Annotated in this window: 17 protein-coding genes and 2 riboswitches; of the genes, 11 read left to right on the plus strand and 6 right to left on the minus strand. The window is 66.7% G+C overall.

Annotated elements, in window-relative coordinates:
- Nucleotides 1–75: 75 nt before the first annotated feature.
- Nucleotides 76–1,089, minus strand: a complete 1,014-nt coding sequence (locus AC1MEM_RS14075; protein WP_499471372.1) for a DUF3108 domain-containing protein — start codon at nt 1,087–1,089, stop codon at nt 76–78.
- A 213-nt stretch (nt 1,090–1,302) separates the two neighbouring features.
- Between AC1MEM_RS14075 and AC1MEM_RS14080 the strand changes: the two genes are divergently transcribed.
- From AC1MEM_RS14080 to AC1MEM_RS14090, 3 genes are all read left to right on the plus strand, one after another.
- Entirely contained in the window at nt 1,303–3,015 is a 1,713-nt protein-coding gene (locus tag AC1MEM_RS14080; RefSeq protein WP_499471374.1) for a methyl-accepting chemotaxis protein, read from the plus strand.
- Between the two features lie 309 nt (nt 3,016–3,324).
- On the plus strand, nt 3,325–3,765 hold the full coding sequence (locus tag AC1MEM_RS14085) for a DUF2231 domain-containing protein (RefSeq protein ID WP_499471376.1): 441 nt from the start codon (nt 3,325–3,327) through the stop codon (nt 3,763–3,765).
- Nucleotides 3,762–5,090, plus strand: a complete 1,329-nt coding sequence (locus AC1MEM_RS14090) for a PQQ-dependent sugar dehydrogenase (RefSeq protein ID WP_499471378.1) — start codon at nt 3,762–3,764, stop codon at nt 5,088–5,090. Before AC1MEM_RS14085 ends, AC1MEM_RS14090 begins: the two co-directional genes overlap by 4 nt.
- A gap of 418 nt (nt 5,091–5,508) precedes the next feature.
- Here AC1MEM_RS14090 and gcvP read toward each other — a convergent pair whose 3' ends face one another.
- From gcvP to gcvT, 3 genes are all read right to left on the minus strand, one after another.
- Nucleotides 5,509–8,394, minus strand: coding sequence for an aminomethyl-transferring glycine dehydrogenase (gcvP, locus tag AC1MEM_RS14095; RefSeq protein WP_499471379.1), 2,886 nt, complete (start codon nt 8,392–8,394; stop codon nt 5,509–5,511).
- Between the two features lie 123 nt (nt 8,395–8,517).
- On the minus strand, nt 8,518–8,898 hold the full coding sequence (gene gcvH / locus AC1MEM_RS14100; protein ID WP_499471381.1) for a glycine cleavage system protein GcvH: 381 nt from the start codon (nt 8,896–8,898) through the stop codon (nt 8,518–8,520).
- A 55-nt stretch (nt 8,899–8,953) separates the two neighbouring features.
- Nucleotides 8,954–10,072 (minus strand): glycine cleavage system aminomethyltransferase GcvT, encoded by a 1,119-nt coding sequence (gene gcvT / locus AC1MEM_RS14105; RefSeq protein WP_499471383.1) that lies wholly within the window; start codon nt 10,070–10,072, stop codon nt 8,954–8,956.
- Between the two features lie 63 nt (nt 10,073–10,135).
- Nucleotides 10,136–10,251: riboswitch (glycine riboswitch) on the minus strand.
- Nucleotides 10,252–10,266: 15 nt separating this feature from the next.
- A riboswitch (glycine riboswitch) is annotated at nt 10,267–10,353 on the minus strand.
- Between the two features lie 172 nt (nt 10,354–10,525).
- On the opposite strand from gcvT, the gene AC1MEM_RS14110 reads away from it, so the two are divergent.
- Nucleotides 10,526–11,086 carry an ATP-dependent Clp protease proteolytic subunit gene (locus tag AC1MEM_RS14110; protein WP_499471385.1) on the plus strand — a complete coding sequence of 187 codons (561 nt, stop codon included), beginning with the start codon at nt 10,526–10,528 and terminating at the stop codon, nt 11,084–11,086.
- Nucleotides 11,087–11,426: 340 nt separating this feature from the next.
- Here AC1MEM_RS14110 and AC1MEM_RS14115 read toward each other — a convergent pair whose 3' ends face one another.
- A complete protein-coding gene (locus AC1MEM_RS14115) occupies nt 11,427–11,753 on the minus strand; it encodes a hypothetical protein (RefSeq protein WP_499471387.1) in 327 nt (108 codons plus the stop codon).
- A gap of 221 nt (nt 11,754–11,974) precedes the next feature.
- Nucleotides 11,975–13,267 (minus strand): methyl-accepting chemotaxis protein, encoded by a 1,293-nt coding sequence (locus tag AC1MEM_RS14120; RefSeq protein ID WP_499471389.1) that lies wholly within the window; start codon nt 13,265–13,267, stop codon nt 11,975–11,977.
- 238 nt (nt 13,268–13,505) lie between these two features.
- Between AC1MEM_RS14120 and AC1MEM_RS14125 the strand changes: the two genes are divergently transcribed.
- From AC1MEM_RS14125 to AC1MEM_RS14155, 7 genes are all read left to right on the plus strand, one after another.
- Complete coding sequence (locus AC1MEM_RS14125) at nt 13,506–15,935, plus strand: DUF1631 family protein (RefSeq protein WP_499471391.1); 2,430 nt, start codon at nt 13,506–13,508, stop codon at nt 15,933–15,935.
- A gap of 182 nt (nt 15,936–16,117) precedes the next feature.
- Nucleotides 16,118–19,642: a chromosome segregation protein SMC gene (smc, locus tag AC1MEM_RS14130; RefSeq protein WP_499471393.1), complete on the plus strand. Its 3,525-nt coding sequence runs from the start codon at nt 16,118–16,120 to the stop codon at nt 19,640–19,642.
- Nucleotides 19,639–20,805, plus strand: coding sequence for a cell division protein ZipA C-terminal FtsZ-binding domain-containing protein (locus AC1MEM_RS14135; protein WP_499471395.1), 1,167 nt, complete (start codon nt 19,639–19,641; stop codon nt 20,803–20,805). The genes smc and AC1MEM_RS14135 overlap by 4 nt, the downstream gene beginning before the upstream one ends.
- Nucleotides 20,806–20,818: 13 nt before the next feature.
- Nucleotides 20,819–23,212: an NAD-dependent DNA ligase LigA gene (gene ligA, locus AC1MEM_RS14140; protein WP_499471397.1), complete on the plus strand. Its 2,394-nt coding sequence runs from the start codon at nt 20,819–20,821 to the stop codon at nt 23,210–23,212.
- 18 nt (nt 23,213–23,230) lie between these two features.
- Nucleotides 23,231–24,142, plus strand: a complete 912-nt coding sequence (gene galU / locus AC1MEM_RS14145) for a UTP--glucose-1-phosphate uridylyltransferase GalU (RefSeq protein ID WP_499471399.1) — start codon at nt 23,231–23,233, stop codon at nt 24,140–24,142.
- Nucleotides 24,129–24,665, plus strand: coding sequence for a peptide deformylase (gene def / locus AC1MEM_RS14150; RefSeq protein ID WP_499471401.1), 537 nt, complete (start codon nt 24,129–24,131; stop codon nt 24,663–24,665). Before galU ends, def begins: the two co-directional genes overlap by 14 nt.
- Nucleotides 24,665–25,054, plus strand: a complete 390-nt coding sequence (locus AC1MEM_RS14155; protein ID WP_499471403.1) for a SpoIIAA family protein — start codon at nt 24,665–24,667, stop codon at nt 25,052–25,054. The genes def and AC1MEM_RS14155 overlap by 1 nt, the downstream gene beginning before the upstream one ends.
- Nucleotides 25,055–25,221 lie beyond the last annotated feature (167 nt).

Genomic DNA, 25,221 nt, shown 5'->3' on the forward strand with positions numbered 1-25,221 from the left:
GGCGCTGGCCGCGCACTTGAAAAACGGATTCACGGTCGTCGTGAATCCGTTTTTTTATGGCTGCCCGGCACAGGGCTACATTGCCGGCGCCTGCGTTTCGATGCTGGTCACCAGCTGGTTCCCGACCGTGCCGTCCGGCTGCGTCACGCGCAGCTGCACCGGCAGCCAGTTGTGCTTTTCGGCCAGCCAGACTTCGACGCGGGCTTCGCCGGCCGGCGCCAGCCGGGCCAGGCGCACGGTGGCGAACACGCCGGCGGGGGTGGCCAGGTCTTCGCTGCCGACGACCTGCCAGCGGTCGACCCGCGTGCCGCCGCTGCCGGCCACCACGACATCGACCGTGTCCTGCACCTGGTCGGGCTCGGCCAGGCCGATGCCCGCCAGCTGCAGCAGGACCGAGGCGCGGTCCTGGCTGCCCAGGCGTAGCGGATCGCTGGGGGCCAGCGGCCCGTGCTCGATGCGCCCTTCCGCGCGGTTGAAACGGGTCGCCTGGGCGCCGCCCGCCGGCCCCGCTTCGCGCGCGAGCGCCGGCGCGATGCCCGCATCGTCCTCGCCGCCTTCGCTTTCGAGCTGCCCGAGTACGCCATCGAGGCGCAGGCGGTAGGCGCCATTCGCACGCTCCCAGCTCAGCTCCGCCGGCTCGCCCGCGACCACGTCCTGTCCGGGCGCGCTGCGCGTGACCGCATAACGCAGGCGCGACGAGGGTGGCAGGCGCACGCGGTAGCGGCCGGGCATCTGCAGCGGGGCGCTGCCGGGCGCCGCGCTGGAAGCGGGCACCGGCGCGGCTGCGCCTGCGATGGCATCGGGAGCGGGGAGCAGCGGCTGCATGGGCGGCAGGGCCGGGTGTGGTTTTTCGGGCAGCGGCGCCGCAGCGGCCGCAACCGGCGCCGGGGCCGTCTGCGCGGCCACCGCCTGGCGCACCGGCGCGCCGCCCGCGCGCACCAGGCGCAGCGCGAGCGGGGCGCCGATACGCGGGGGCGCGGGACTGACCAGGGCGTCGATGCAGGCAAGGGCGAGCAGGTGCAGCAGCAGGGAGAGCCCGGCCAGCGCCACCAGGCGCCGGTGCCGGGCCAGGTGGACGGCAATCTTCATGGCGCTAGTGTGTCCGACCTGTCTGCAATTGTCCACCTGCGGGAAGGTGTTGATTACGGTCAATGGCGTGGCCGTGCGATGCCGTAGATTGGCCGAATGCGTTAAAGAAATATCGCGTATTGTCGAACTGCGAGGCCATCATGCACAAGCACCAGCGTTTCCCTGCCGCGGCCCATGGCGCCGCTTCGTTGATTGTCATGAGGGGGTGCTGAAATGCTTTCCCGCCTGAAGATCGGTCCCAAGCTGCTGCTTGCCCCTGGCGTGGTGCTGGTGCTGCTGGTCCTGCTGTCCTGCGGCGCCTGGTACGCGATGGTGCGCCAGAACGCCTCGCTGGAAGAGATCGTCGTGCGCCGCGCCGCCCACATGCGCGCCGCCAGCGACCTGATATTCACCGCACAGCGCGGACATGCCGAGATCTACCAGCTGCAGACCTGGATCGGCGGCAGCTTCCCGAAAACCCGGATCGCGCCCCTGATCCAGGACATCGACCGCCAGCAGGGGCTGACCGAAGCGGGCCTGCAGCGCCTGGCGCGGATGACGCCGCCGGGTGGCGCCGAGCGCCGTCTCGTCGACGGGGCGGCCTCGGCCTACAAACGCTACGTGCAGGCGGCGGTCGACGTGATCGAACTGGCGCGCGACGACCAGTCGATCAGCGCCAACGCGATGAGCAAGGCGGAAACCGCCTTTGCCGACGTCGCCGAGCGCCTGAACGCGCTGTCGCAGCTCGAACAGTCGCTGTCGCAGGCCGCGTCCGACAGCGCCGCCGACGACTTTCGCGCCATGACCTGGCTGATGCCCTGCGTGATCCTGCTGGCGATCGGGGTCTCGCTCGGGATCACCGTGGCGGTGCGGCGTACCCTGCTGGCCGAGGTCCGCAGCATCGGCGCGGCGGTCGTGGACCTCGCCAGCGGCGACCTGACCGTCAAGGACCGGGTCTACGGCAACGACGAGATCGCGGAAACCTCGCGCGCCCTCGATGCCAGCATCCGCAACCTGAACGGGACGCTGCGGACGATCCTCGAATCAGCGCGTTCGATCGGCACGGCCTCGCGCGACCTCGCGCTGGGCAACCTGAACCTGACCACGCGCGCCGTCTTCCGCGCCAGTTCGCTCGAACACGCGGCGTCCTCGATGCAGGAACTGGCCCACACCGTGAACCTGACCGCCGACAGCGCCCAGGAAGCCAACCGGCTCGCCGCCTCGGCCACCGACGTGGCCCAGCAGGGCGGCAATGTCGCCGAGCGCCTGGTGACGACGATGGAGTCGGTCAAGGGCAGCGCCTGCCGGGTCGGCGAGATCACCCAGCAGATCGACGCGATCGCGGTGGAAACGGGCACGCTGGCGCTGAACGCGGCACTTGAAGCGGCGCGCGGCGGCGACCAGGGCCGCGAATTCGCGCTGGTGGCGGGAGAAGTGCGCACGCTGGCCTTGCGCACCGGCGCCGCCGCGCGCGAGATCCGCGAACTGATCAACCAGTCGGTGGCCGAGATCGAGGGCGGCACCGCCTTCGCCGCGCAGGCCGGCACCAGCATGGCGACGATCGCGGTGTCGGTGCAGCAGGTGGGCGACATCATCAGCCAGATCAGCTCCGCGAATGCCGAGCAGGCCAGCGGGCTGTCGGAAGTGAACGAGGCGATCGTGCAGATGGACCAGGTCACGCAGCGCAATTCGACGCTGGTGGAAGAGGCGGCCGAAGCGGCGCGCACGCTGCAGATGCAGGCCCTGACCCTGTCGAAGGCGGTGGCGACCTTCCGGCTGGATGAAGCGGTGCAGGTGCCGGAGCCGGTGCGGCCGTCGAGCGTGGCCGAGATCGACATGCGCGACGTCTTGAAGGATGGCCGGCGCGACGCAAGCATCGCACCGCGGGTGGAGCGGAGAAAAGCGCCGCGGCCGCACCTGCGCCTGGCCTCGCGCCGCGATTCGTGATCCGGCGGGCGCCGGCGCGACCTGCGGCATTTGCCCCCTGGTCGCGGCCAACTGGCCCGGCAACTGAAAAAAGCGGAAGAACGGCCGGCGCCATGCCGGCCGTCCTGCGTTAACGACGCGACGCGGGCATGACGCCGCCAGGCGAACCCATCATGCGCGGCGCCGCGCGAAGCCGCTTTCAGGCAATCTGCCTGAAGGGGCCCTCTAACCGCTTTGCCATCGGGCGGATATAATACCGTCATGTGGAACCAAATGCCGCATTGTGGTATCTAGGGCGCACATCGTTTTTATACTAACCAGGGCAACCTCATGACAGTCAACACAAATTCGTCACGTTTCAGTGTGACGTCCGCGGTTTTCAATCTGCTTGACCCGATACCTTTCGGGTTTTTTGTAGCCGTGCTGATCGCCGATATCGTTTATGCGAAAACCGCCAACGTATTCTGGATCAAAGGCGCGGCCTGGCTCGTCAGCGCGGGCCTCGTGTTCGCCATCGTGCCGCAGCTGATTAATCTCGGCCGCGTCTGGTTCGGAAAAAACCGGGTCCGGACCGGGGGCGAGACGATGAACTTCTGGCTCAACGTGATCGCTATCGTCGCCGCGCTCGTCAATGCGTTCGTGCACAGCCGCGACGCTTATGGGACGATGCCGGCTGCGCTGTGGCTGTCCGTGCTGACGGTCGCCGCGATGGCCATCGGAAGAATCGTATCGGCTGGCAAAAAAAGTAATCTTGAAGGAATTCGGGCATGAACAAGCATAAGCAAGGGTGGTGCGCTGCACTGGGGATGGCAGCCGGTATTTCGCTGCTGTTGAGTGGTTGCGGCGACAAGGAAAGGGTCGATCCTGCCCAGCAGGTCGGCGCCAGCCCGGTCCTGCCGAAAGCGCAGGATTTCATGGTCCCGCCGATGCAGGTGCCGGGCGGCGTGGGCTGGAAGGGCAATGCAACGCCCAAGGTCGCCGACGGCCTGCAGATCGAAAAGATCGCCTCGAACCTGCTGCACCCGCGCCAGCTCCTCGTCCTGCCGAATGGGGACGTGCTGGTCGTCGAAGGAAATGGTCCGGGCGAAGAAGCGGTCACGACGCCGAAACAGGTGATTGCCGGTATCGTCAAAGGCCGTTCGGGCAAGGGCGGCAAGGGCGGCAACCGCGTCACCCTGCTGCGCAAAAAAGCCGGTGGCACCGGTGAGTGGGAACAGCACGTTTATATCGAAAACCTGCATTCCCCATTCGGCATCCAGCTCGTCGGTGATACCTTGTATGTCGCCAATACCGGCAACATCATGAAGTACCACTACACCCCGGGCGAGACGAAGATGTCGGATCCGGGAACCGAACTGGGCGACCTGCCGAGCACGGTCAATCACCACTGGACCAAAGCGCTGGTGGCCAGCCCGGATGGCAGGAAGCTGTATGTCGGCAGCGGCTCGAACAGCAATATCACGGAAAACGGCATGGAGGTCGAGTACCGCCGCGCTGCCGTGCTGGAAGTGGATGCCGCAACCGGTGCCAGCCGTGTCTTCGCCTCGGGCATCCGCAATCCGACCGGCCTGCAGTTCGAGCCGAAGACCGGCAAGCTGTGGACCATCGTCAACGAGCGCGATGAAATCGGCGCGGACCTGGTTCCGGACTACATGACCTCGGTCCAGGAAAAAGGTTTCTATGGCTGGCCTTACAGCTATTACGGCCAGCACGTCGACCACCGCGTCATGCCGCAGCGTCCGGACCTGGTCAAGAAAGCCATCAAGCCGGATTACGCTCTGGGTTCGCACGTGGCCGCACTGGGACTCTGGTTCTACACCGGAACCGGCCTGCCCGAGAAGTATCGCGGCGGCGCATTTGTCAGCGAGCACGGTAGCTGGGACCGCACCCCGCTGAGTGGCTACCAGATCGTGTATGTGCCGTTTGCAAATGGCATGCCGAACGGACCGGCACAGCCTGTCGTGACCGGTTTCCATTCGGCTGACGAAAAAGACCTGTACGGCGCCCCGGTTGGCCTGGCACAGGATGCGGAAGGCGCATTGCTGTTCGCGGATGACGTGGGTAATGTGATCTGGCGGGTGACGGCGGCGAAGTAATCGCGACGGCACGTGCGGTGCGACCGATCATGCGCCGTACGGCGTGGGCACGAGTGCCCACGCGGTCGGACCGCTCCGAAGCCGCACAGCACGCCAGAAACGATAACGGCGGCGCAGGGATATCTCCCTGCGCCGCCGTTTGTCTTATTGGCTGGCTATCGATCAACGATTATCCGTGATCGCTGATTGGTGTTTCGACCAATCACGCGCCGTACCGCGTGGACTCGGGAGTCCACCCTACGAATACCACTAATCGTATGGGGTCATTGATGCCAATGGCATCAATGACGGTTTCACCGGAGTCCTGACTCCACGCGGTACAGCGGCTCCGTAGCCGCACAGTCTCCGGAAACGACAACGGCGGCGCAGAGATTGCTCTTTGCGCCGCCGTTTGTTTTACCGGCCGGAGATTACTCGATCATTCGTAATCGCTGATCGGCGCGCACCCGCAGAACAGGTTGCGGTCGCCATACACGTTATCCGCACGCCCCACCGGCGGCCAGTACTTCTTCTTGCGCAGCGAGGCCACCGGGAAGGCCGCCACTTCGCGCGAGTACGTATGCTGCCAGTCGTCGGCCGTCACCACTTCCGCCGTGTGCGGCGCGCCCTTGAGCGGATTGTCCATCTTGTCGTACTCGCCGCGCTCGACCTTGACGATCTCGGCGTGGATCGTGATCATCGCCTCGATGAAGCGGTCGATCTCGATCTTCGACTCCGACTCGGTCGGCTCGATCATCAGCGTACCCGGTACCGGGAAGCTCATGGTCGGCGCGTGGAAGCCGAAGTCCATCAGGCGCTTGGCCACGTCTTCGTTCGAAATGCCGGTCTTGTCCTGCAGCGGGCGCAGGTCGATGATGCACTCGTGCGCGACCAGGCCGTCGTGGCCCGTGTACAGCACCGGATAATGCGGCGCCAGGCGGCGCGCGATGTAGTTCGCGTTCAGGATCGCGGTTTCGGTGGCGTTGGTCAAACCTTCGGCGCCCATCATCGCGATGTACATCCACGAAATCGGCAGGATCGAGGCCGAGCCGTAGGCCGCCGCGCTGACCGCGCCGATACCGTCTTCGCTGCGTACATAGCCGGTCGAACGCTGGTTCGGCAGGAAGGGCGCCAGGTGCGCGCCGACGCCGATCGGGCCGACGCCGGGACCGCCGCCGCCGTGCGGGATGCAGAAGGTTTTATGCAGGTTCAGGTGGCTGACGTCGCCCCCAAAAGCGCCCGGCGCGGCCACGCCGACCAGCGCGTTCATGTTGGCGCCGTCGATGTAGACCTGGCCGCCGTGGCTGTGCACGATCTCGCACAGTTCCTGGATGCCTTCTTCGAACACGCCGTGGGTCGACGGGTAGGTCACCATCACGCAGGCCAGGTTGGCGCTGTGCTGCTCGGCCTTCTTCTTCAGGTCGGCGAGGTCCACGTTGCCGTTCTCGTCGCAGGCCGTCACCACGACCTGCATCCCGACCATGTTGGCCGACGCCGGGTTGGTGCCGTGGGCCGAGGACGGAATCAGGCAGATGTTGCGGTGGCCTTCGCCGCGCGCCTGGTGGTATTTCTGGATCACGAGCAGGCCCGCGTACTCGCCCTGCGAACCGGCGTTCGGCTGCAGCGAGATGGCGGCGTAGCCGGTGACGGCGCACAGCATGTCTTCCAGCTGGCAAATCATCTCGCGGTAACCGACCGTCTGGTCGTCCGGGGCGAAGGGGTGGATGTTCGAGAACTCGGGCCAGGTGACCGGGATCATCTCGGAGGTCGCGTTCAGCTTCATCGTGCACGAACCGAGCGGGATCATCGTGCGGTCCAGCGCCAGGTCCTTGTCGGCGAGCGAGCGCAGGTAGCGCAGCATCTCGTGCTCGGCGTGGTAGCGGTTGAAGGTCGGGTGGGTCAGGAAGGCGCTGGTACGGGCCAGGGAGGACGGGAAAGCGTCGGCCGCATCCTTGTCCAGCGCTTCGACGTCAGGCACAGGCTGGCCGTTGGCGAAGACCGAGAACAGCAGCGCGATGTCTTCGCGGGTCGTGGTCTCGTCGAGCGACAGGCCGACGTGCTGGTCATCCACACGGCGCAGGTTGACGCCGGCGTCGGTGGCGGCGGCGTGCAGTTCGGCGGCGCGGTCGGTCTTGATCGTCAGCGTGTCGAAGAAGGTTTCATTGGCCAGCGCGTAACCCATCTGCTGCAGGCCGGTCGCCAGGATGCCCGTCATGCGGTGCACGCGCTGGGCGATGCGGGTCAAGCCCTGCGGGCCGTGGTAGACCGCGTACATGCCCGCCATCACTGCCAGCAGCACCTGGGCGGTGCAAATGTTCGAGGTCGCCTTCTCGCGGCGGATGTGCTGTTCGCGGGTCTGCAGCGCCAGGCGCAGGGCGGACTGGCCTTGCGCGTCGACGGTGACGCCGACCAGGCGGCCGGCCATCGAGCGCTTGTATTCGTCGCGGGTGGCGAGGTAGCCGGCATGCGGGCCGCCGAAACCGAGCGGCACGCCGAAGCGCTGGCTGTTACCGACGACCACGTCCGCGCCCCATTCGCCCGGCGGCGTGAGCATGGTGAGGGCCAGCAGGTCGGCGGCGACGATCACCATCGCGCCGGCCGCGTGCAGCTTCTCGCAGGCCACGCGGTAGTCGCGCACTTCGCCGTTCACGCCAGGGTATTGCAGCAGCACGCCGAAGCAGGTCTCGTCGAGCGACTCGATGTCGGCCGCTGCAATCGTGCGCACTTCGACGCCGATCGGCTCGGCGCGCGTGCTGATCACTTCCAGCGTCTGCGGCAGCACGTCGTCGGCGACGTAGAAGACTTTCGAGGCCGATTTGCCGACGCGCTGGACCAGCGTCATCGCTTCCGCGGCGGCCGTGCCTTCGTCCAGCATCGACGAGTTGGCGATGCCCATGCCGGTCATGTCGGTGATCATCTGCTGGAAGTTCAGGATCGCTTCCAGGCGGCCCTGCGAGATCTCCGGCTGGTAGGGCGTGTAGGCGGTGTACCAGGCCGGGTTTTCGAAGATGTTGCGCAGGATGACGCCCGGCGTGTGGGTGCCGTAATAGCCCTGGCCGATGACCGACTTCATCACCTTGTTCTTCGCGGCGATCGACTTCAGTTTCGCCAGCGCTGCCTGCTCGGGCAGCGGCTCGAAGAACTGGCCCAGGTCGAGCTTGTCCTTGCGGCGGATGTTGGCGGGAACGACCGCGTCGATCAGCGCGGCGCGCGATGGGTAGCCGAGGGTCGACAGCATGGCCGCTTCTTCGGACGAGGACGGGCCGATGTGGCGCGGGATGAAGGAATCGCGGGCTTCGAGTTGGGTGAGGCTGGTGCGGGTCATGGTGGTGGCCAAAAAGAGGAGACGGGGGCGGGCAGGGCCGGCCGGACTAAAGGAGGAATATGGGGACGAGTTTTGCTGAATAAGCGTGCGGCGCAAGCGGTGCGCCGCACAGGCATTTCAATATCAGTTGCCGGTCGACTTGCCGTAGGCGTCGGCGTCCATCAGGCCGTCGTACGCGGCGGCGTCGGTCGGCTTGAGCTTGAACAGCCAGGCAGCGAAGGCGTCGGTGTTGATCGAGTCAGGCGCGTCGGCGGTCGACTGGTTGACTTCGGTAACGGTGCCGCCGACCGGGGCGTAGATGTCGCTGGCTGCCTTCACCGATTCGACCACGGCGGCGTCGTCGCCGGCCGTGAAGGTCTTGCCGACCTGCGGCAGTTCGACGAACACGATGTCGCCCAGTGCGTCCTGCGCGAAATCGGTGATGCCGACGGTCAGGGTGCCGTCTTCCTCGCGGCGGACCCACTCGTGGGACTCGGTGTATTTCAGGTCGGTTGGGATGTTCATTGGGGCTCCAGGTTGGATGGTGGCAGTATTATATAAAGGTTTTGAAGCGAATTTTTTACGCGGCCAGGACTTTGCCGTTGCGGACGAAAGGCAGCTTGACGACGGTCGCGGCCAGCTTCTTGTCGCGGATCTCGACGTGCACGGTGTCGCCGATCGCGACGTCCATCGGCACGCGCGCCAGGGCGATCGCCTGCTGCATCGACGGGCTGAAGGTGCCGCTGGTGATTTCGCCGAAGGCGCCGGATGCCGCCACGACCTTCTGGTGGGCGCGCAGGATGCCGCCTTTTTCGCGCAGGATCAGGCCGAGGAACTGCGCCTGCTGGCCCTTGGCCTGCAGCGCTGCCTTGCCGATGAAGTCGCGCTCCGAGACCAGGTCGATGGTCCAGGCGAGACCGGCGTCGAGCGGGTTCACGTTCTCGTCCATGTCCATGCCGTAGAGGTTCATGCCCGCTTCGAGGCGCAGCGTGTCGCGTGCGCCGAGGCCGGCCGGCTTGACGCCGGCGGCCACCAGCGCGTTCCACAGCGCCTCGACCTGGGTCGCCGGGACGCCGATCTCGAAACCGTCTTCGCCGGTATAGCCGGTGCGCGCGACCATCGCTTCGCCGAAGGGGGTGTCGGGCACGATCACGACGTTGAAGGGCTTCATCGCCTCGGATGCGGCTTTCGCCGTCGGCAGCACTTCCCACACCTTGGCACGTGCGTTCGGGCCCTGGACAGCGACCAGGGCAATCGCATTGGCGCCATCGCGGCGCTGGGTGATGGTGAGGCCGCTGTTGGTGGCCTCGTTCTGCTGGCGCATCCAGGCCACGTCCTTCTCGGCGGTACCCGCGTTGACCACCAGGCGGAACCAGTCTTCGCGGAAGAAGTAGACGATCAGGTCGTCGATGACGCCGCCTTCAGGGTTCAGCATGCACGAGTAGAGCGCCTTGCCGGCGACCTGCAGCTTGTCGACGTTATTCGCCAGCAGGCCGCGGAGAAAAGCGCGGACATTGGCGCCCTCGAGGTCGACGACGCACATGTGCGAAACGTCGAACATGCCGGCGTCGGTGCGGACGGCATTGTGTTCTTCGATTTGCGAGCCGTAGTTGACGGGCATGTCCCAGCCGCCGAAATCGACCATCTTGGCGCCGGCGGCGCGGTGTGCGGAATTGAGCGGGGTCGCTTTGAGCGTCATGGAATCCTCAGGGCAGAATATAGGGGAGCTGCCACGCAGGCCGGTTGGCTCCATGCGTGCGCTGCGCGCCCCTCTGTCCTTGGTACCTGAGAGATAGCGGATAGGTGAATGCCAACCACCGCCTGCCCCTTCGGTGGGCCGCAGGGTTGACACCTCGGCCGCTCTCCAGAGTTGATCCGCACGCCATGCGCGCCGACCCCTGACCGGTCCTTTTGCCTGAGAGTTTTTGGGTGATGCCCCTTCGGCGGCAGCATGCGGCTGCGCTCTCCCGATCAAGACTGTGGAGAATATGTCACCCTCCGCCTTGTGTCAATGTCGCGGGGCCGGATATCCCGCCGGGCATCGGGCTGTCGAGCGTCGCCGCGTGCCCGCGCACCGTTGGCGGGCGTGCGCGCAGGCTTTTTCCTCGATTTGCTAAACTGGGGTCCACACTTTGCGGGGCATAACAAGACTATGAGCGAAGATCAAGGAAAACACAGCAAGGAGGCCTGGTTCACCCTGTCGGGCGACGTCAACAGCGACATGGTGCACCGCGTGTTCGAAGCGGCCAGCCACATGACCGAGGACGGCATCGAAACGGCCCACGTGCTGGTGCAGTCGAATGGCGGCTATGTCAGCGATGGCTTGTGCCTGTACAACTTCATGTCGAAGTCTCCGATCGAGTTCGTGATGTACAACGGCGGGGCGGTCGCTTCGATTGCCGTCATCATGTACCTGGCGGGCAACCGCCGTTACGCCAGCGAAACGGCGCGCTTCATGGTGCACAAGTCGCATGCGACGGCTTCGCCCGGTTCGCGGCCGGATGCACTCAACATCATCGTCGATGGCTTGCGCGCGGACGATGCGCGCACGGAGTCGATCCTGCGCAAGCATGTCGAGCTGACGCCCGAGCAGTGGGCCATCCACCAGTATTCCGACCTGCACCTCAACTCGCGCGACGCCAAAGTTGCCGGCATGATCAACGAGGTCGCCGACTTCATGCCGCCCAAGGGCGCCATCCTGCGCAACATCTGAGCGCGCACGTCCGGCACGGGCCGGCACCCGCCTGCATCGGTTCGACCGGCGCGGGTTGGTGCCGGCCTTTTCTTTTGGAAAGCCCCGCAGGCCTGTGCAAATATAATGAATCGAATGATGGCTGGGTGCAAATAATATGTGCTGTCCGACTAACTCGACAATATCCGGCCGGCTTGGGAATAATGAAAGGAGCATGCGCTTCCGATAACCGGCAATATGCTTGTTTCATACCGATGAGTTAATCGGGAAGTGTCCCTGCAGATAATAAAAGAGCCTGGATCGCGTCAGCGGTCCAAGCTCTTTTATTTAACCCTTACCTCGGGTAAGGGCCGGAAGCGCATCAGCGCTTGTTGTCGTTCTTGTGGCTTTGACGGCCGGCTTCCGCGTGCTGCTCCGGGGTGCCGCCGCGCATGCCCGAGCCGGAACCGGAGCCCGAACGCGAACCCGAGCCCGAGCCGGATTGCTTATTGCCGTCGTTCTTGTGGCTCTGGCGGCCGGCTTCGGCGTGCTGTTCAGGAGTGCCGCCGCGGGTGCCCGAGCCGCCGCCCGAACGCGAACCGGCGCCCGAACCGGATTGCTTGTTGCCGTCGTTCTTGTGGCTCTGGCGACCGGCTTCTGCGTGCTGCTCAGGGGTACCACCTTGCGTGCGCTTTTGATTCGAGGCCATGATTATTTCCTTTCAATTGTTGAGAAATATGCCTGCTCTCCGAACTACTGAGTTTCTTCAGCGGTTTTCGGTGTTGCAATCATGCGAGCCGTACTGTTGAACCGGTATCGGATGACCGCCTGAGCCCGTGTAGGATGGGTTCCTACATATTGAAAATAATCGATGCCTCAAATACTTCAATGTTTTTCGTTAGCGATGCCTGGCGATTTCCTTGGAAACCATTAAAACTCCTCCCAGTCCATATCCGGTTTCGTCGCCGCACGGCGAATTGGCGTCACCACTTTTGCGGGCGCCGGGGGAGCGGCTTTGGCGGCCTTCTTGCGCGCTGCCGGCGCAGCGTTCTTCGCCGCCGGCAACTGGCGCACGGTCGCTGCGCGTGCCGGGGCGGCCTCGAGCGCCGCTGCATCGCTCGCGAGCACGAAGCCGCCGGTGGCCCGGCCCAGGGCTTCGGCCTGTTCGCGCACCGCGGCAGCGGCGGCGGCGGACTGCTCGACCAGGGCCGCGTTTTGCTGGGTCGCCTGGTCCATCGCGGCAATCGCCCCATTCACCTGTTCGATGCCGGCGGTCTGCTCGGCGCTGGCATCGGCGATCTCGCCGATGATGTCGGTGACGCGCTTGACGCTGGTGACCACTTCATCCATCGTGCGCCCGGCCTTGTCGACCAGCAGGGTGCCGGCATCGACCTTGGCCACCGAATCGTCGATCAGCTCCTTGATTTCCTTGGCGGCCGCCGCCGAGCGCTGCGCCAGGCTGCGCACCTCGGAGGCAACGACCGCGAAGCCGCGTCCCTGTTCGCCGGCGCGCGCGGCTTCGACGGCCGCGTTCAGGGCAAGGATATTCGTCTGGAAGGCGATGCCGTCGATCACGCCGATGATCTCGGCGATCCGTTTCGAGGAGTCGTTGATCGAGGCCATCGTCCCGACCACGTCGGTGACGACCGCGCCGCCTTTCACGGCGACCTCCGACGCAGACAAGGCCAGTTTGCTGGCCGTATGCGCCGAATCGGCGTTCTGGCGGACGGTGGCCGTCAGTTCTTCCATCGACGAGGCGGTTTCTTCCAGCGATGATGCTTGCTGCTCGGTGCGTCCCGACAGGTCCATGTTGCCGGTGGCGATTTCCGTGGTGCCCGTGGCGATCCCGGCGGCGCCGGCGCGCACCTCGCCGATCATGCCGGCCAGTTTGCCGGCAGTCGCGGCCAGGGCCGCCATCAGCGCACCCGCTTCGCCCGCGGCGGGAGGCCCCGTGCGTACCCGCAGGTCGCCTTCGGCCAGGCGCTCGGCCACCCGCAAGGCTTCGTGCAGGGGGCGCTTTGCCTCGCGCACCAGCCAGAAGGCAAGCAGCGCGGTGATGGCCGCGCCCATGCCCAGGAAGAGCAGGACGCTGCCGCGCAGCGCCGCGGCGGCCTCGCCCAGCTGGGTCAGCAGCCAGCAGGTGCAGGCGGCGCCCAGCGCAAACAGCAGCGTGAATGCGCCAACGATCTTGAACCGGGTGTCGAGCTGACGAATCTGTTTCATGGAAGCTTCCTCGGGCGGGATGGGTGAAGGGGGACCTTGTTATGTTAAGGAAACAAAAAAGGGTGACGTTTGCGTGATCGCAAGCTAAAGAGTCCGGCCCCGGATGCCGTGAACGCAGGAGCGCCGCCGCTGCACAGCGCATGGCGAAAGTGTGGTTTTCGAAGCGCCACTATTGCCTTATGGAAATAATGTGCAACAATACCGTGTCGGCGCGTGTGCGCCACAGGAAGAAGCAGCCATGGCCCACGCCGCCAACGACGTCCCGAGTTCCAGGCCGCCCGCGCTCCCGCGCGAGGTGCTGGCCGAACTCGTGCGCGACGCCGCCGCTTGCGCGAACGAGCAATTGACCGCGATGGTCAACCGGCTGGCCGCGGCGATGGGCGACATGACCACGGCCGGCCTCGATCCGCAAGCGGCCTACCGCCGCGCCAGGGCCGGTACGCTCCTGAAAAACAATGCTTACGCCTTCGTCCACCTCGCCGGCGAAGCGATCGAGCGCGCCCTGCGCGAGGCCGTCGATGAACTGGTGCCCGGCGCTAAAACCCGGGCCGAGGCCGTCTCGCTGAGCCTGGTGCCGCTCGAGGTGACGGACAATGAAGTCGCCTTCGGCGCGCTGTGCCGGCCTTTCGAGATCGCGCATTCCGAAGTGCTGGCCAGCCTGTGCGTGCGCATCGGCCTGCTGCTCGGGCGCGGCCTGCTGCGCCCTGGCCAGAACCCCTTCCGCCCCGACGTCGTCCTGGGCGCCATCCACGACGCCTGGCGCGCCTTTACCCCGGACCCGCAAGACCACCCGGTGCTCTTGCCGCTGCTGCGCCCCGAACATTTCCTCGACCTGGGGCTGCTCCTCGAGACGCTGGATGCGTCCCTGCGCGCACGCGGCAAGAGCGCGCGCGAACGCTTCCACATCAGCAAGACGACGGAGACGGCCCGCGCGCGCCGCCCGGGCATGGACGCGGCGCTGGCACGGCAACTGCGCAGCCTGCTCGGCGGGGCGGACGGGGAGGGCGCGCCTGCCCTGGTGCCGGACTTGCCGGATATGCCGCAAGGAAATGGATGGCGGCCGAGTTCAGCGGCCGGGTTCGGCGTGGCGACGGACGCCGGCGCTGTGGCCGGCGCCGCGCATCCCTCGCTGTCCGGCGCATCGGTGACGGCCGCGGCCCAGGTGCCGGCCGTCGCGGCCTATCCCGGTTTCGCTGCGGCGCCCCACGGCGCGACGGCGCCGGCAATCGGCTTCGTGTCGGGCAGCGGTCATGCGCCCGGCGCCGGCCCGCAAGCGGCCATGCCGCCGTTCGCCGGCGCGGCCGGAGCGCCATCCGCCCCTTTCGGCCAGCCCGGCTCCTTGCTCGCGCTGCTGGCCGGCCTGCAACTGCCCGCCGCACCGACGGCGCCGTCCGCCAGCGGCGTCTCCGCAGCGCCGCACAATGTCTTCTACCTGCCGCGCCTGAAGCAGGGCCTGCCCCAGGGCGCCCTGTCGCGCGGCGAAGAAACGACGCTCGACCTGCTGTCGCGCATTTTCGAGACCGTGCTGCTCGACGACAGCATCCCGCTCGAGACGCGCGAACTGATCCGCTTCCTGCAGGTGCCGGTGCTCAAGGCCGCGCTGCTCGACCAGGACTTCTTCTTCGAGGAAACGCACCCGGCACGGCGCATGATCGACCTGCTCTCGAACATGGGCTGGGAAGGCCGCAAGAGCGTCGACGATCCGGTGGTGCAGGCCATGCAGCGCGGGGTCGAGCGGATCGGGCGCGAGGCCGACGCCCGGCCGGCTGCCTTTGCCGAGGCGGTGGCCGAGCTCGAAGCCCAGCTGGCGGTCGAAGAACGCGCGGCCGAAGAGGCGATCGCCGCGCCCATCGCGCGGGCCACGAAAATCGAACGCCAGGCCGTCGCCGCGCGCTCGGCGCGCCAGGCGGTGCGCGTGCGCGTGGCCGATGGCGAACTGGTGGGCGTCGTGTCGAGCTTCCTCGAACAGCGCTGGGTCGACGTGCTGACCTTCGCCTATATGATCGAGGAAGAGCGCCCCGGCGCGCTGCGGAACGCCACCCAGGCGATGGACGAACTGGTCTGGACGGTGAAGCCGAAAGCCACGCAGGAACAGCGCAAGGCGCTCATCGCCAGGCTGCCGGGGCTGCTCACCGCACTCAACAAGTGGCTCGATGCGATCAAGTGGCGCGACGCCGAGCGCCTGCAGTTTTTCGCCGACCTGGCGAAATGCCACCTCTCGATCGTGCGCGCGCCGCTCGAACTGTCGCCCGAACGCCAGCTGGAAATCGCGGTCGAGGCGGCCCAGCAGGACGCGCTGCGCCGCATCGCCCGGGAACAGGCTGCCCAGGACGAAATGCCGGAGCCGGACGACGCCCTCAGCCTTGTCGACACCCTGGAGCGCGGGGCGAGACTGGAGTTCAGCCAGCCCGACGGCGGCGTGCGCAAGCTCAAGCTGGCCTGGGTCAGCCCGCTGCGCACGCTCTTCATTTTCTCGGGCGGACCGCGCCAGGAAGCGTTCTCGCTGCCCGCCGAAAAGCTGGCCGAGGCCCTGCGCGCCGGCTCGGTCCGGGTCGCCGGGATCGAGGGCGTGGTCGGCCGCGTGCTGACCGAGGCGCTGCAGGACGCCAGGAACGATGCACCGGGCGATCCATCGAGCGATCCGGCCCCGCTGCGCGCCGCCGGCTGACCCTTGCCCGCCCTGCATACCCACCGCATTCCTCGCCCATGACGCCCGGCGGCCCGCACGGGGCAAAGCCGCGCAGGTGCACCGAGGCCGCGTTCGCCTGTCTGCCCGCAAACTTGGCCGAAAAGCAAGCAACAGATGGTATGATGCGTCCTTTATCGATTCCCGAGTAAGCCGAAGCAAACGTGCGACTATCCTCCATTAAATTGTCGGGATTTAAGTCCTTCGTCGATCCCACCAATTTCCAGGTGCCTGGGCAACTGGTTGGCGTGGTCGGCCCGAATGGCTGCGGCAAGTCGAACATCATCGACGCCGTGCGCTGGGTGCTGGGCGAATCGAAAGCGTCCGAGCTACGCGGCGAGTCGATGCAGGACGTGATCTTCAACGGTTCCACCCACCGCAAGCCCTCGGGCCGCGCTTCGGTCGAACTCGTATTCGACAACAGCCTGGGCAAGGCCGCCGGCCAGTGGGGCCAGTACGGCGAGATCGCGGTCAAGCGTACCCTCACGCGCGACGGCACCTCCACCTACTACATCAACGGCCAGCCGGTACGCCGGCGCGACATCCAGGACATCTTCCTCGGCACCGGCCTCGGCCCGCGCGCCTACGCCATCATCGGCCAGGGCATGATCGCCCGTATCATCGAGTCGCGCCCGGAAGAACTGCGCGTCTTCCTCGAAGAGGCGGCGGGCGTGTCGAAGTACAAGGAACGCCGCCGGGAAACCGAGAACCGCTTATCGGACACGCGCGAAAACCTGCTGCGCGTCGAAGACATCCTGCGCGAACTGAACGCCAACCTGGACAAGCTGGAGGCCCAGGCCGCGGTCGCGAACCGCTTCCACCAGCTGCAAAGCGACCAGGAGGAAAAACAGAAGCTGCTCTGGCTGCTGCGCAGGAACGAAGCCAAACTTGAACAGACGCGCTGGTTCCGCGAGATGGAAGAAGCGCAGAACAGCCTGGAAGAGCAGACCGCGAAGCTGCGCAACGTCGAACTCGAACTCGAGCACCTGCGCCAGCATCATTTTGCCGTTGGCGACCGCCTGCACACCGCGCAGGGCGCGCTGTACCAGACCAATGCCGAGATCGGCAGCCTGGAAGCGCAGATCAAGTTCGTGATCGAGTCGCGCACCCGTTTGCAGAACCAGCTCGGCACCCTGGCCGCCCAGCGCGATCAATGGCTGGCGCAGGCGCGGGAGTTCGAGGAGCAGATCGAGGAAGCGACCTGGAAGGTCGAGGAGCTGGCGGCGCGCGCCGAGGGCGCCCAGATCGCGGTCGAAGCGCAGAGCGAGCGCCTGCCGGAACTCGACGCCGCCTGGCGCGAAGCCCAGCGCCGCGGCGACGAAGCGCGTGCACGCATCGGCGAAGTGCGCCAGCGCATCGAACTGGCCGCGGCTCACGGCCGCAATGCCGGCAACATCCTCACCGGTCTCACTACGCGCCGTGAACGCCTGCAGGCGGAAAAGAAAATGCTCGCGCCGCCCGACAGTGCGCATCTCGCCAACCTGCGCCTGCAGCTCGAGGAAAAGCAGGAAGCCCTGGAAGAACAGACCCTGCTGCAGGAAGAAGCGGCCGCCGGCCAGGACGCCGCCGAGACCGAGCGCCGCGAAGCGCAAGCCCAGGCCCAGGCGGAAGCGAGCAAGAACGCGCAGCTGGATGCGCGCCTGTCGGCCCTGAAGCAGATGCAGGAGCGCGTGCAAACCCAGGGCAAGGTCGCTCCCTGGCTGAAGAAACACGAGCTCGATGGCCTGCCGCGCCTGTGGCAAAAGGCGCAGGTCGAGGAGGGCTGGGAGACGGCATTGGAGGCCGTGCTGCGCGAACGCGCCGGCGCGCTGGAACTGTCGAACATCGACTGGGCCAAGGCCTTTGTCGGCGACGCGCCACCGGCGCGCCTGGCCCTGTACGCGCCGGCCCCAGGCGCGCCGGCGGCCGCGACGGCGCCCGGCCTGAAATCCTTCGCCAGCCTCCTGCAGCTGAACGACCCCGGCCTGCGCGGCGTATTGAACGACTGGCTGCACCTGGTGTTCGCCGCCGAGACGGCGACCGATGCCTTCGCCGAACGCGCGAAGCTGCCCCAGGGGGGCAGTTTCGTGACGCGCCAGGGCCATGTGATCACCAGCTCCAGCGTGCGCTTCTACGCGGCCGACGCCGAGCAGGACGGCATGCTGCAGCGCCAGCACGACATCGACAACACGGCCACCCAGCTGCGCGCCCAGGTCCTGCTTACCGAAGAATCACGTACCCGCGCAACGCGCGCCGACGCGCGCGTCACGGAACTCACGCGCCGCCTGCAGGACACGCGCGCCCGCATCGCCACGCTGCAGCGCGAAACCCATGCGCTGCAGATCGAGGTCGTGCGCCAGAACGAAGTCGAATCGCGCTTCAACCAGCGCAGCAGCCAGATCGACGTCGACCTGGCCGAGATCGCGGCCCAGGAAGAAGAGCAGCGCATGGTCCAGCAAGAAGCCGAACAGCAGTTCGAGCAGCTCGACATGGAGCTGGCCGAGCTGCAGGGCGGTTTCGAAGATGGGCAAACGCTGTTCCTGCAGCGCGAAGCGGCGCTGGCCGAAGCGCGCGACAAGCTGCGCGAGCTTGAACGCGGCGCACAAGAAGCGCTGTTCGCCGAGAAGACCGGCCGCGCGCGGATCGAGGAACTGCGGCGCAGCATCGCCACCGCCACGCAACAGGCGGCGCAGGTGGCCGAATCGCTCGCGAGCGGCCAGGCGGAATTGACGGCGCTGGAAAGCGGCAGCGCGCACGAGGGCCTGCAGGAACTGTTAGAGCGCCGCACCGCCCAGGAAAAGGCGCTGTCCGACGCCCGCCATGAACTCGACCAGGTCGCGCAGCAGCTGCGCCACGCGGAAGAATCGCGCATGGGCTCCGAGCGCAGCCTGCAGCCGCAGCGCGACCGCATCACCGAGATGCAGCTGAAGGAGCAGGCCGCGCGCCTGAACCAGGAGCAGTTCGCCGAAGCGCTGGCCGCCACCGGCGCCGACGAAGCGACGCTCGCCACCAAGCTCGATCCCGAGCTGAAGCCGCAATACCTGCAGGGCGAGGTGACACGCCTGACGAATGCGATCGCGGCGCTGGGCGCGGTCAACCTGGCGGCAGTGGAGGAACTGGCCACCGCCAGCGAACGCAAACGCTTCCTCGATTCCCAGAACGCCGATTTGAACGAGGCGATCGCCACGCTGGAAGACGCGATCCGCCGCATCGACAAGGAAACGCGCGACCTGCTGCAGGACACCTTCGAGCGCGTCAACAACCATTTCTCGGAACTGTTCCCGATCCTGTTCGGCGGCGGCCAGGCCAAACTTGTCATGACGGGCGACGAGATCCTCGATGCCGGCGTGCAGGTGATGGCCCAGCCGCCGGGCAAGAAGAATGCGACCATCCATCTGCTGTCGGGCGGCGAGAAGGCATTGACCGCCACGGCCCTGGTGTTTTCGATGTTCCGCCTGAACCCGGCGCCGTTCTGCCTGCTGGACGAGGTCGACGCGCCGCTGGACGACGCCAATACCGAGCGCTTCTGCCGCATGGTCAAGCGCATGTCCGAACATACCCAATTCCTTTTCATCTCGCACAATAAAATTGCGATGGAAATGGCCAACCAACTGATCGGTGTGACGATGCAGGAGCAGGGCGTATCGCGCATCGTGGCGGTGGACATGGAGTCCGCCACCCATTTCGCACAAGAGGCACAAGCAGCATGACAGACTTCCAAATGAGCCTGATCGCGGCGGGCGGCGTATTCGTCGTCGGCGTCATCACCTACAACAAATGGCAGGAGCACAAGGCGCGCAAAAGCGTCGAGCGCGCGTTCGCATCCGACCATGACGACGTCCTGATGCGTCCCGACGGCACGCCCGCCGAACGCAGCGAACCGATACTCGACCTCGGTGCCACGCCGTCGATGGGGCCGGTCGAGCCGGGCTTCGGCACCGGCGCCTCGAGCGGCGTGGCCGCGGGTGCGGGCGACACCGCCGGTGCCGGCGGCAGCGCCGCTGCGCTGGAGCCCGTCGCGCCGCTGGCCGCCGGGCTGCCGCCCGGCGCCACGCCGGACACGCCGCCCGCCGAACTGGCCGAGAACCTGGTCGACCCGCTGATCGACTGCATGATCCCGCTGGCGCTGGAAGGCGCGGCGCGCGGCGACAGGATCCTGCCGGCGCTGCTGAAACTGCGCCGCGTCGGCAACAAGCCGATCCACTACATCGGCCTGGCCGTCAATGGCGACTGGGAGCCGATCGTCCATGGCGGCGCCTACACCAAGCTGCAGGCCGGCGTGCAGATGGCGACCCGTACCACGGCCTTGAACGAACTCGAATACTCGGAACTGGTCACGCGCCTGCGCGCGGTGGCCGACGAAATCGGCGCCGAGCCGGAAGTGCCGGACATGATCGAAGTGATGAGCGAAGCGCGCACCCTGCACAAATTCGTCGCCGGTCACGATGCCCAGCTGGGCGTGAACCTGAAATCGAACGGCGCGCCGTGGGCGATGGCGACCCTGATCGGCGCGCTGGAGAAGGCGGGCTTCGACGTCCGTCCCGATGGCCGCTTCGCCATGCCGGACGGCGCGGGCGGCGTGCTGTTCACGCTCTCGACCAACGTCACGCTCGGCGCCGACAGCACCGACCGCCTGACGCTGCTGCTCGACGTGCCTTGCGTGGCCCCGAGCCGCGACGGCTTCGGCGCCATGGTCAAGGCAGCGAAAGACCTGGTGCTGCGCCTGGACGCGACGATGGTCGACGACTTCGAGCAGCCGCTGCTCGATTCCACGCTGACGGAAATCGCCGACCAGGTGAAGGAATTCTGCAGCGAGATGGAAACGGCTGACATTCCGGCCGGCTCGACCCGCGCGCTGCGCCTGTTCAGCTGAGGCCGCAGTGATTATGCAAGCGAGTGACGAATCTGCTGCAGGCGCAGAGCACCTGGCGCGCATGGCGGCGCTGGTGCAGGAACTGAACCGCCACATCTACAACTACCACGTGCTCGATGCGCCGACGATTCCGGACGCCGAGTACGACCGCATGTTCCGCGAACTGCAGGCACTCGAAGCGGCGCACCCGGAAGCCGTGTCGCCCGACACGCCGACCTCGCGCGTGGGCGCCGCACCCATCCCCGAGTTCAAACAGGTGACCCATGCGGTGCCGATGCTCTCGCTGAACAACGGCTTCCAGGATGAAGACGTCGACAGCTTCGATCGCCGCGTGCGCGAAGGGCTGGACCTTCACCTGAACGCGCGCGAAGTGGCCTACGCCGCCGAGCTGAAATTCGACGGCCTGGCGATGAGCCTGCGTTATGAAAATGGCGTGTTCGTGCAGGCCGCCACGCGCGGCGACGGCTACACCGGCGAAGACGTGACCGCCAACATCCGCACCGTGCGCGTGATTCCCCTGCGCCTGCACGGCGACGAGATCCCGGCAGTGCTGGAGGTGCGCGGCGAAGTCCTGATGTTCAAGGAAGACTTCGCGCGCCTGAACCAGCGCCAGCGCGACGCCGGCCAGAAGGAGTTCGCGAACCCGCGCAATGCCGCCGCCGGCAGCCTGCGCCAGCTCGATGCGCGCATCACCGCCCAGCGCAAACTGCGCTTCTTCGCCTATGGCATCGGCTTGCTCGAAGGCGCGCCTGCAGACTTCCTTATGCCGGAATCGCATTCGAAGGTGCTCGACTGGTTCGACCGGCTTGGCCTGCCGGTGTCGAAAGAACGAGCAGTCGTTACGGGCCGCGACGGCTTGCTCGGCTACTACCGCGGCATCGGGGAAAAGCGTTCGGCGCTCCCTTACGAAATCGACGGCGTCGTCTACAAGGTCGACCGCCTGGCGGACCAGCGCGCGCTCGGCTTCGTGTCGCGCGCGCCGCGTTTCGCGCTGGCCCATAAATTCCCGGCCGAGGAAGCATTGACCGTTGTTGCGGCAATCGACGTGCAGGTCGGGCGCACCGGGGCGATCACCCCGGTCGCGCGCCTGGTGCCGGTGTCGGTAGGAGGCGTGACCGTCACGAACGCGACCCTGCACAACGAAGACGAAGTGCGGAGAAAAGACGTGCGCGTCGGCGACACCGTCGTCGTGCGCCGCGCCGGCGACGTCATCCCTGAAGTGCTGTCGGTGGTGCTCGAGCGCCGGCCGGTGCCGGAGCCGGTGATCTACACATTGCCCGCGAGCTGTCCGGTCTGCGGCTCGCACGTGGTGCGCGAAGAAGGCGAGTCCATCGCCCGCTGCTCGGGCGGGCTCTCGTGCGCGGCCCAGCGCAAGGAAGCGATCCGCCACTTCGCCGGCCGCCGCATGATGGACATCGAGGGTCTCGGCGACCGCTACATCGACAGCCTGGTCGAGTGCGACCTGATCCACGGCGTGGCCGACCTGTACAAGCTGAGGCTGGACGACCTGCTGCGCATGAAACGCCTGGCCGACGAGCGCGACGGCAGTGTCCCCGAGACGGTCAAACAGGGCAAGGTGCCGACCAAATGGGCCGATAACCTGCTCGCGGCGATCGCCGCCAGCAAACAGCCGCCGCTCGAGCGCCTGCTGTTCGCACTCGGCATCCGCCACGTCGGCGAATCGACGGCGAAGACCCTGGCCGACTGGCTGGGATCGCTGGCGCTGGTGCGCCGCGCGCCTGCCGCTTTGCTGCGCGTGCTGCCCGATATCGGCGGCACGGTGGCCGAATCGATCGCCGACTTCTTCGCGGAAGAGAAGAACCAGGCCGCGCTCGACGCCCTGCTGGCGGCAGGCGTGGCCCCGCAAGGCGAGCATGCGCCGAAAGCGGCGCTGCGCGAACGCCTCGACGAGGTGGCGCTGCTGGCCGCGCTCGACATCCCGAAACTGACCGAGCCGCGCGCACGCCAGCTGCTGGCCGGGCGCACGCTGGACGACCTGGCGCACCTGCGCGTGTTCAGCGTGTTCGGCCTGCCGGAAGCGAATGTCGCCGCGCTCGAAGCGTGGATGGCGGTGCCGGACAACCGGGCGACGATTGCCGCGCTGTCGCTGCTGCGCGGCGAACTGCTGGAGCAGCTGCCCGAGGAGGCGGCGGATGCGCCGGAAGGCGGCCTCGCGGGCCAGACTTTCGTGCTGACCGGGACGCTGCCCACCATGTCGCGCGACGATGCGGGCGCGCTGATCGAGGCGCTTGGGGGCAAGGTCTCGGGTTCCGTGTCGAAGAAGACCTCGTACGTGGTGGCCGGTGCGGAAGCCGGCAGCAAGCTGGCCAAGGCCGAGTCGCTGGGCGTGACCGTGCTCGACGAAGCCGGCCTGCTGGCCCTGCTGGCGCAGGCGAATGCCAACTGAATACGGAGAGCATCAACGATGAACACCATACGCAAGGCCGTCTTTCCCGTCGCGGGCCTGGGCAGCCGCTTCCTGCCCGCCACCAAGGCGCAGCCGAAGGAGATGCTGCCGATCGTCGACAAGCCGCTGATCCAGTACGCGGTCGAGGAGGCGGTCGCCGCCGGCATCACCGAGATGATCTTCATCACCGGCCGCAACAAGCGCGCGATCGAGGACCATTTCGACAAGGCCTATGAACTCGAGGCGGAGCTGGAAGCGGCCAACAAGGCCGCGCTGCTCGAGCTGGTGCGCGGCGTGATCCCGAAGAACGTCACCTGCATCTACATCCGGCAGTCGGCGCCGCTCGGCCTCGGCCATGCCGTGCTGTGTGCGCGCCCGGTGGTCGGCGACGAACCCTTCGCCGTGCTGCTGGCCGACGACTTCATGGACACCGACCCCGGCACCCGCCCGGTGCTGGCCCAGATGACCGAAGTCTACGGCTACGAGAAGTGCAGCCTGCTGGCGGTGCAGGACGTACCGCGCGCGAACACGCGCCAGTACGGCATCGTCAAGGCCGACCGCTACCGCAGCAACCTGGAACTGGTGTCGAACATCGTCGAAAAGCCCTTGCCGGAAGAGGCGCCGTCGACCCTGGCGGTGGTCGGGCGCTACGTGCTGTCCGGTGCCATCTTCGACCACCTCGAAAACCTCGGCCAGGGGGCGGGCGGCGAGATCCAGCTGACCGACGGCATCGCCGCCCTGATGCGCGCAGAACGCGTGCTCGCCTACCGTTATGCCGGACGGCGTTATGATTGCGGTTCGAAACTGGGCTACCTGCAGGCGACCGCCGCGATGGGACTGAAGCATCCGGAAACGGCCGCCGGCTTCAGCGAATTCCTGGCGGGGTTGGCAGATGAGCTGGCAAAGGAGAAAGCACATGGCGGTACGTGAGATCCTCAAAATGGGCGACCCGCGCCTCCTGCGCGTGGCCGAGCCGGTGACCGGATTCGGCACGCCCGAACTGGCGGCCCTAGTGGCCGACATGTTCGACACCATGCACCATGCGAATGGCGCGGGACTGGCGGCGCCGCAGATCGGCGTCAACCTGCAGCTGGTGATTTTCGGCTTCGCGCACAACGCGCGTTATCCCGAGGCGCCGCAGGTGCCGGAAACGGTGCTGCTCAATCCCGTGCTGACGCCTTTGTCGGACGAGATGGAAGAGGGCTTCGAAGGCTGCCTGTCGGTGCCCGGCCTGCGCGGCAGCGTGCCGCGCTTTACGCGCCTGCGCTACGAGGGCGTCGACCAGTTCGGCAAGCCGATCCGGGTTGACGCCGACGGTTTTCACGCCCGTGTGGTGCAGCACGAGGTCGACCATTTGCTGGGCATCCTGTATCCGATGCGGATTACGGACTTTTCGCGCTTCGGGTTTACGGACGTGATGTTCCCGGGGCTCGATCCGGCGGCGGACGATTGATGCGCGCGCAGGATGACACGCTCGACGCCTCGCTCGACGCATCGCTCAAGGTATGCGTCAGCGGCGACCTGTTGCTGGTCGAACAGCGCGGCCAGATGAACGAAGCGGTCCTGCGAGCGTGCCAGCGGCGCGTGCTCGCACTTGCGCACGACACCGGCCTGCGCCGCGTGCTGTACGACGCGCGCGGCATGATCGCGCCCGGGGCCGAGGTGGCGCTGATGCAGCAGGAACTCGACGGTGGACTCGATGGCCTGAAGCTGCGCAGGGCGATCTTGGTGCCCGGTACCCGGATCGCCTACCTGGCGCGCATCGCCTTTTTCGAGGGCGAGGACCGGGTGTTTTATGACGACATCGACGCCGCGCGCGCCTGGCTGCGCGAGGGTGCGTGACTTGATCCGGTAAATCCCACCTGCGGCCGTCAAGCACCGTAGGGTGGGCACTCGTGCCCACGCGGTACGGCGGCGGCGCGTCGGTAGCGTTTGCGATCGCACGATCAGCCGACTCGCGACGGTTCCCGGGGCTGTTGCCTGTGCTGTTTGCGGCACCTTGAATCCGC

The organism is Telluria sp. AIW5 (assembly GCF_056680575.1).

Coding starts and splice junctions, on each gene's coding strand:
- AC1MEM_RS14090 (WP_499471378.1), top strand. CDS start 3,762: ATGAACAAGCATAAGCAAGGGTGGTGCGCTGCACTGGGGATGGCAGCC.
- gcvT (WP_499471383.1), bottom strand. CDS start 10,072: ATGACGCTCAAAGCGACCCCGCTCAATTCCGCACACCGCGCCGCCGGC.
- AC1MEM_RS14075 (WP_499471372.1), bottom strand. CDS start 1,089: ATGAAGATTGCCGTCCACCTGGCCCGGCACCGGCGCCTGGTGGCGCTG.
- AC1MEM_RS14115 (WP_499471387.1), bottom strand. CDS start 11,753: ATGGCCTCGAATCAAAAGCGCACGCAAGGTGGTACCCCTGAGCAGCAC.
- def (WP_499471401.1), top strand. CDS start 24,129: ATGGCGGTACGTGAGATCCTCAAAATGGGCGACCCGCGCCTCCTGCGC.
- galU (WP_499471399.1), top strand. CDS start 23,231: ATGAACACCATACGCAAGGCCGTCTTTCCCGTCGCGGGCCTGGGCAGC.
- gcvP (WP_499471379.1), bottom strand. CDS start 8,394: ATGACCCGCACCAGCCTCACCCAACTCGAAGCCCGCGATTCCTTCATC.
- AC1MEM_RS14135 (WP_499471395.1), top strand. CDS start 19,639: ATGACAGACTTCCAAATGAGCCTGATCGCGGCGGGCGGCGTATTCGTC.
- gcvH (WP_499471381.1), bottom strand. CDS start 8,898: ATGAACATCCCAACCGACCTGAAATACACCGAGTCCCACGAGTGGGTC.
- AC1MEM_RS14110 (WP_499471385.1), top strand. CDS start 10,526: ATGAGCGAAGATCAAGGAAAACACAGCAAGGAGGCCTGGTTCACCCTG.
- ligA (WP_499471397.1), top strand. CDS start 20,819: ATGCAAGCGAGTGACGAATCTGCTGCAGGCGCAGAGCACCTGGCGCGC.
- AC1MEM_RS14085 (WP_499471376.1), top strand. CDS start 3,325: ATGACAGTCAACACAAATTCGTCACGTTTCAGTGTGACGTCCGCGGTT.
- AC1MEM_RS14120 (WP_499471389.1), bottom strand. CDS start 13,267: ATGAAACAGATTCGTCAGCTCGACACCCGGTTCAAGATCGTTGGCGCA.
- AC1MEM_RS14125 (WP_499471391.1), top strand. CDS start 13,506: ATGGCCCACGCCGCCAACGACGTCCCGAGTTCCAGGCCGCCCGCGCTC.
- AC1MEM_RS14155 (WP_499471403.1), top strand. CDS start 24,665: ATGCGCGCGCAGGATGACACGCTCGACGCCTCGCTCGACGCATCGCTC.
- AC1MEM_RS14080 (WP_499471374.1), top strand. CDS start 1,303: ATGCTTTCCCGCCTGAAGATCGGTCCCAAGCTGCTGCTTGCCCCTGGC.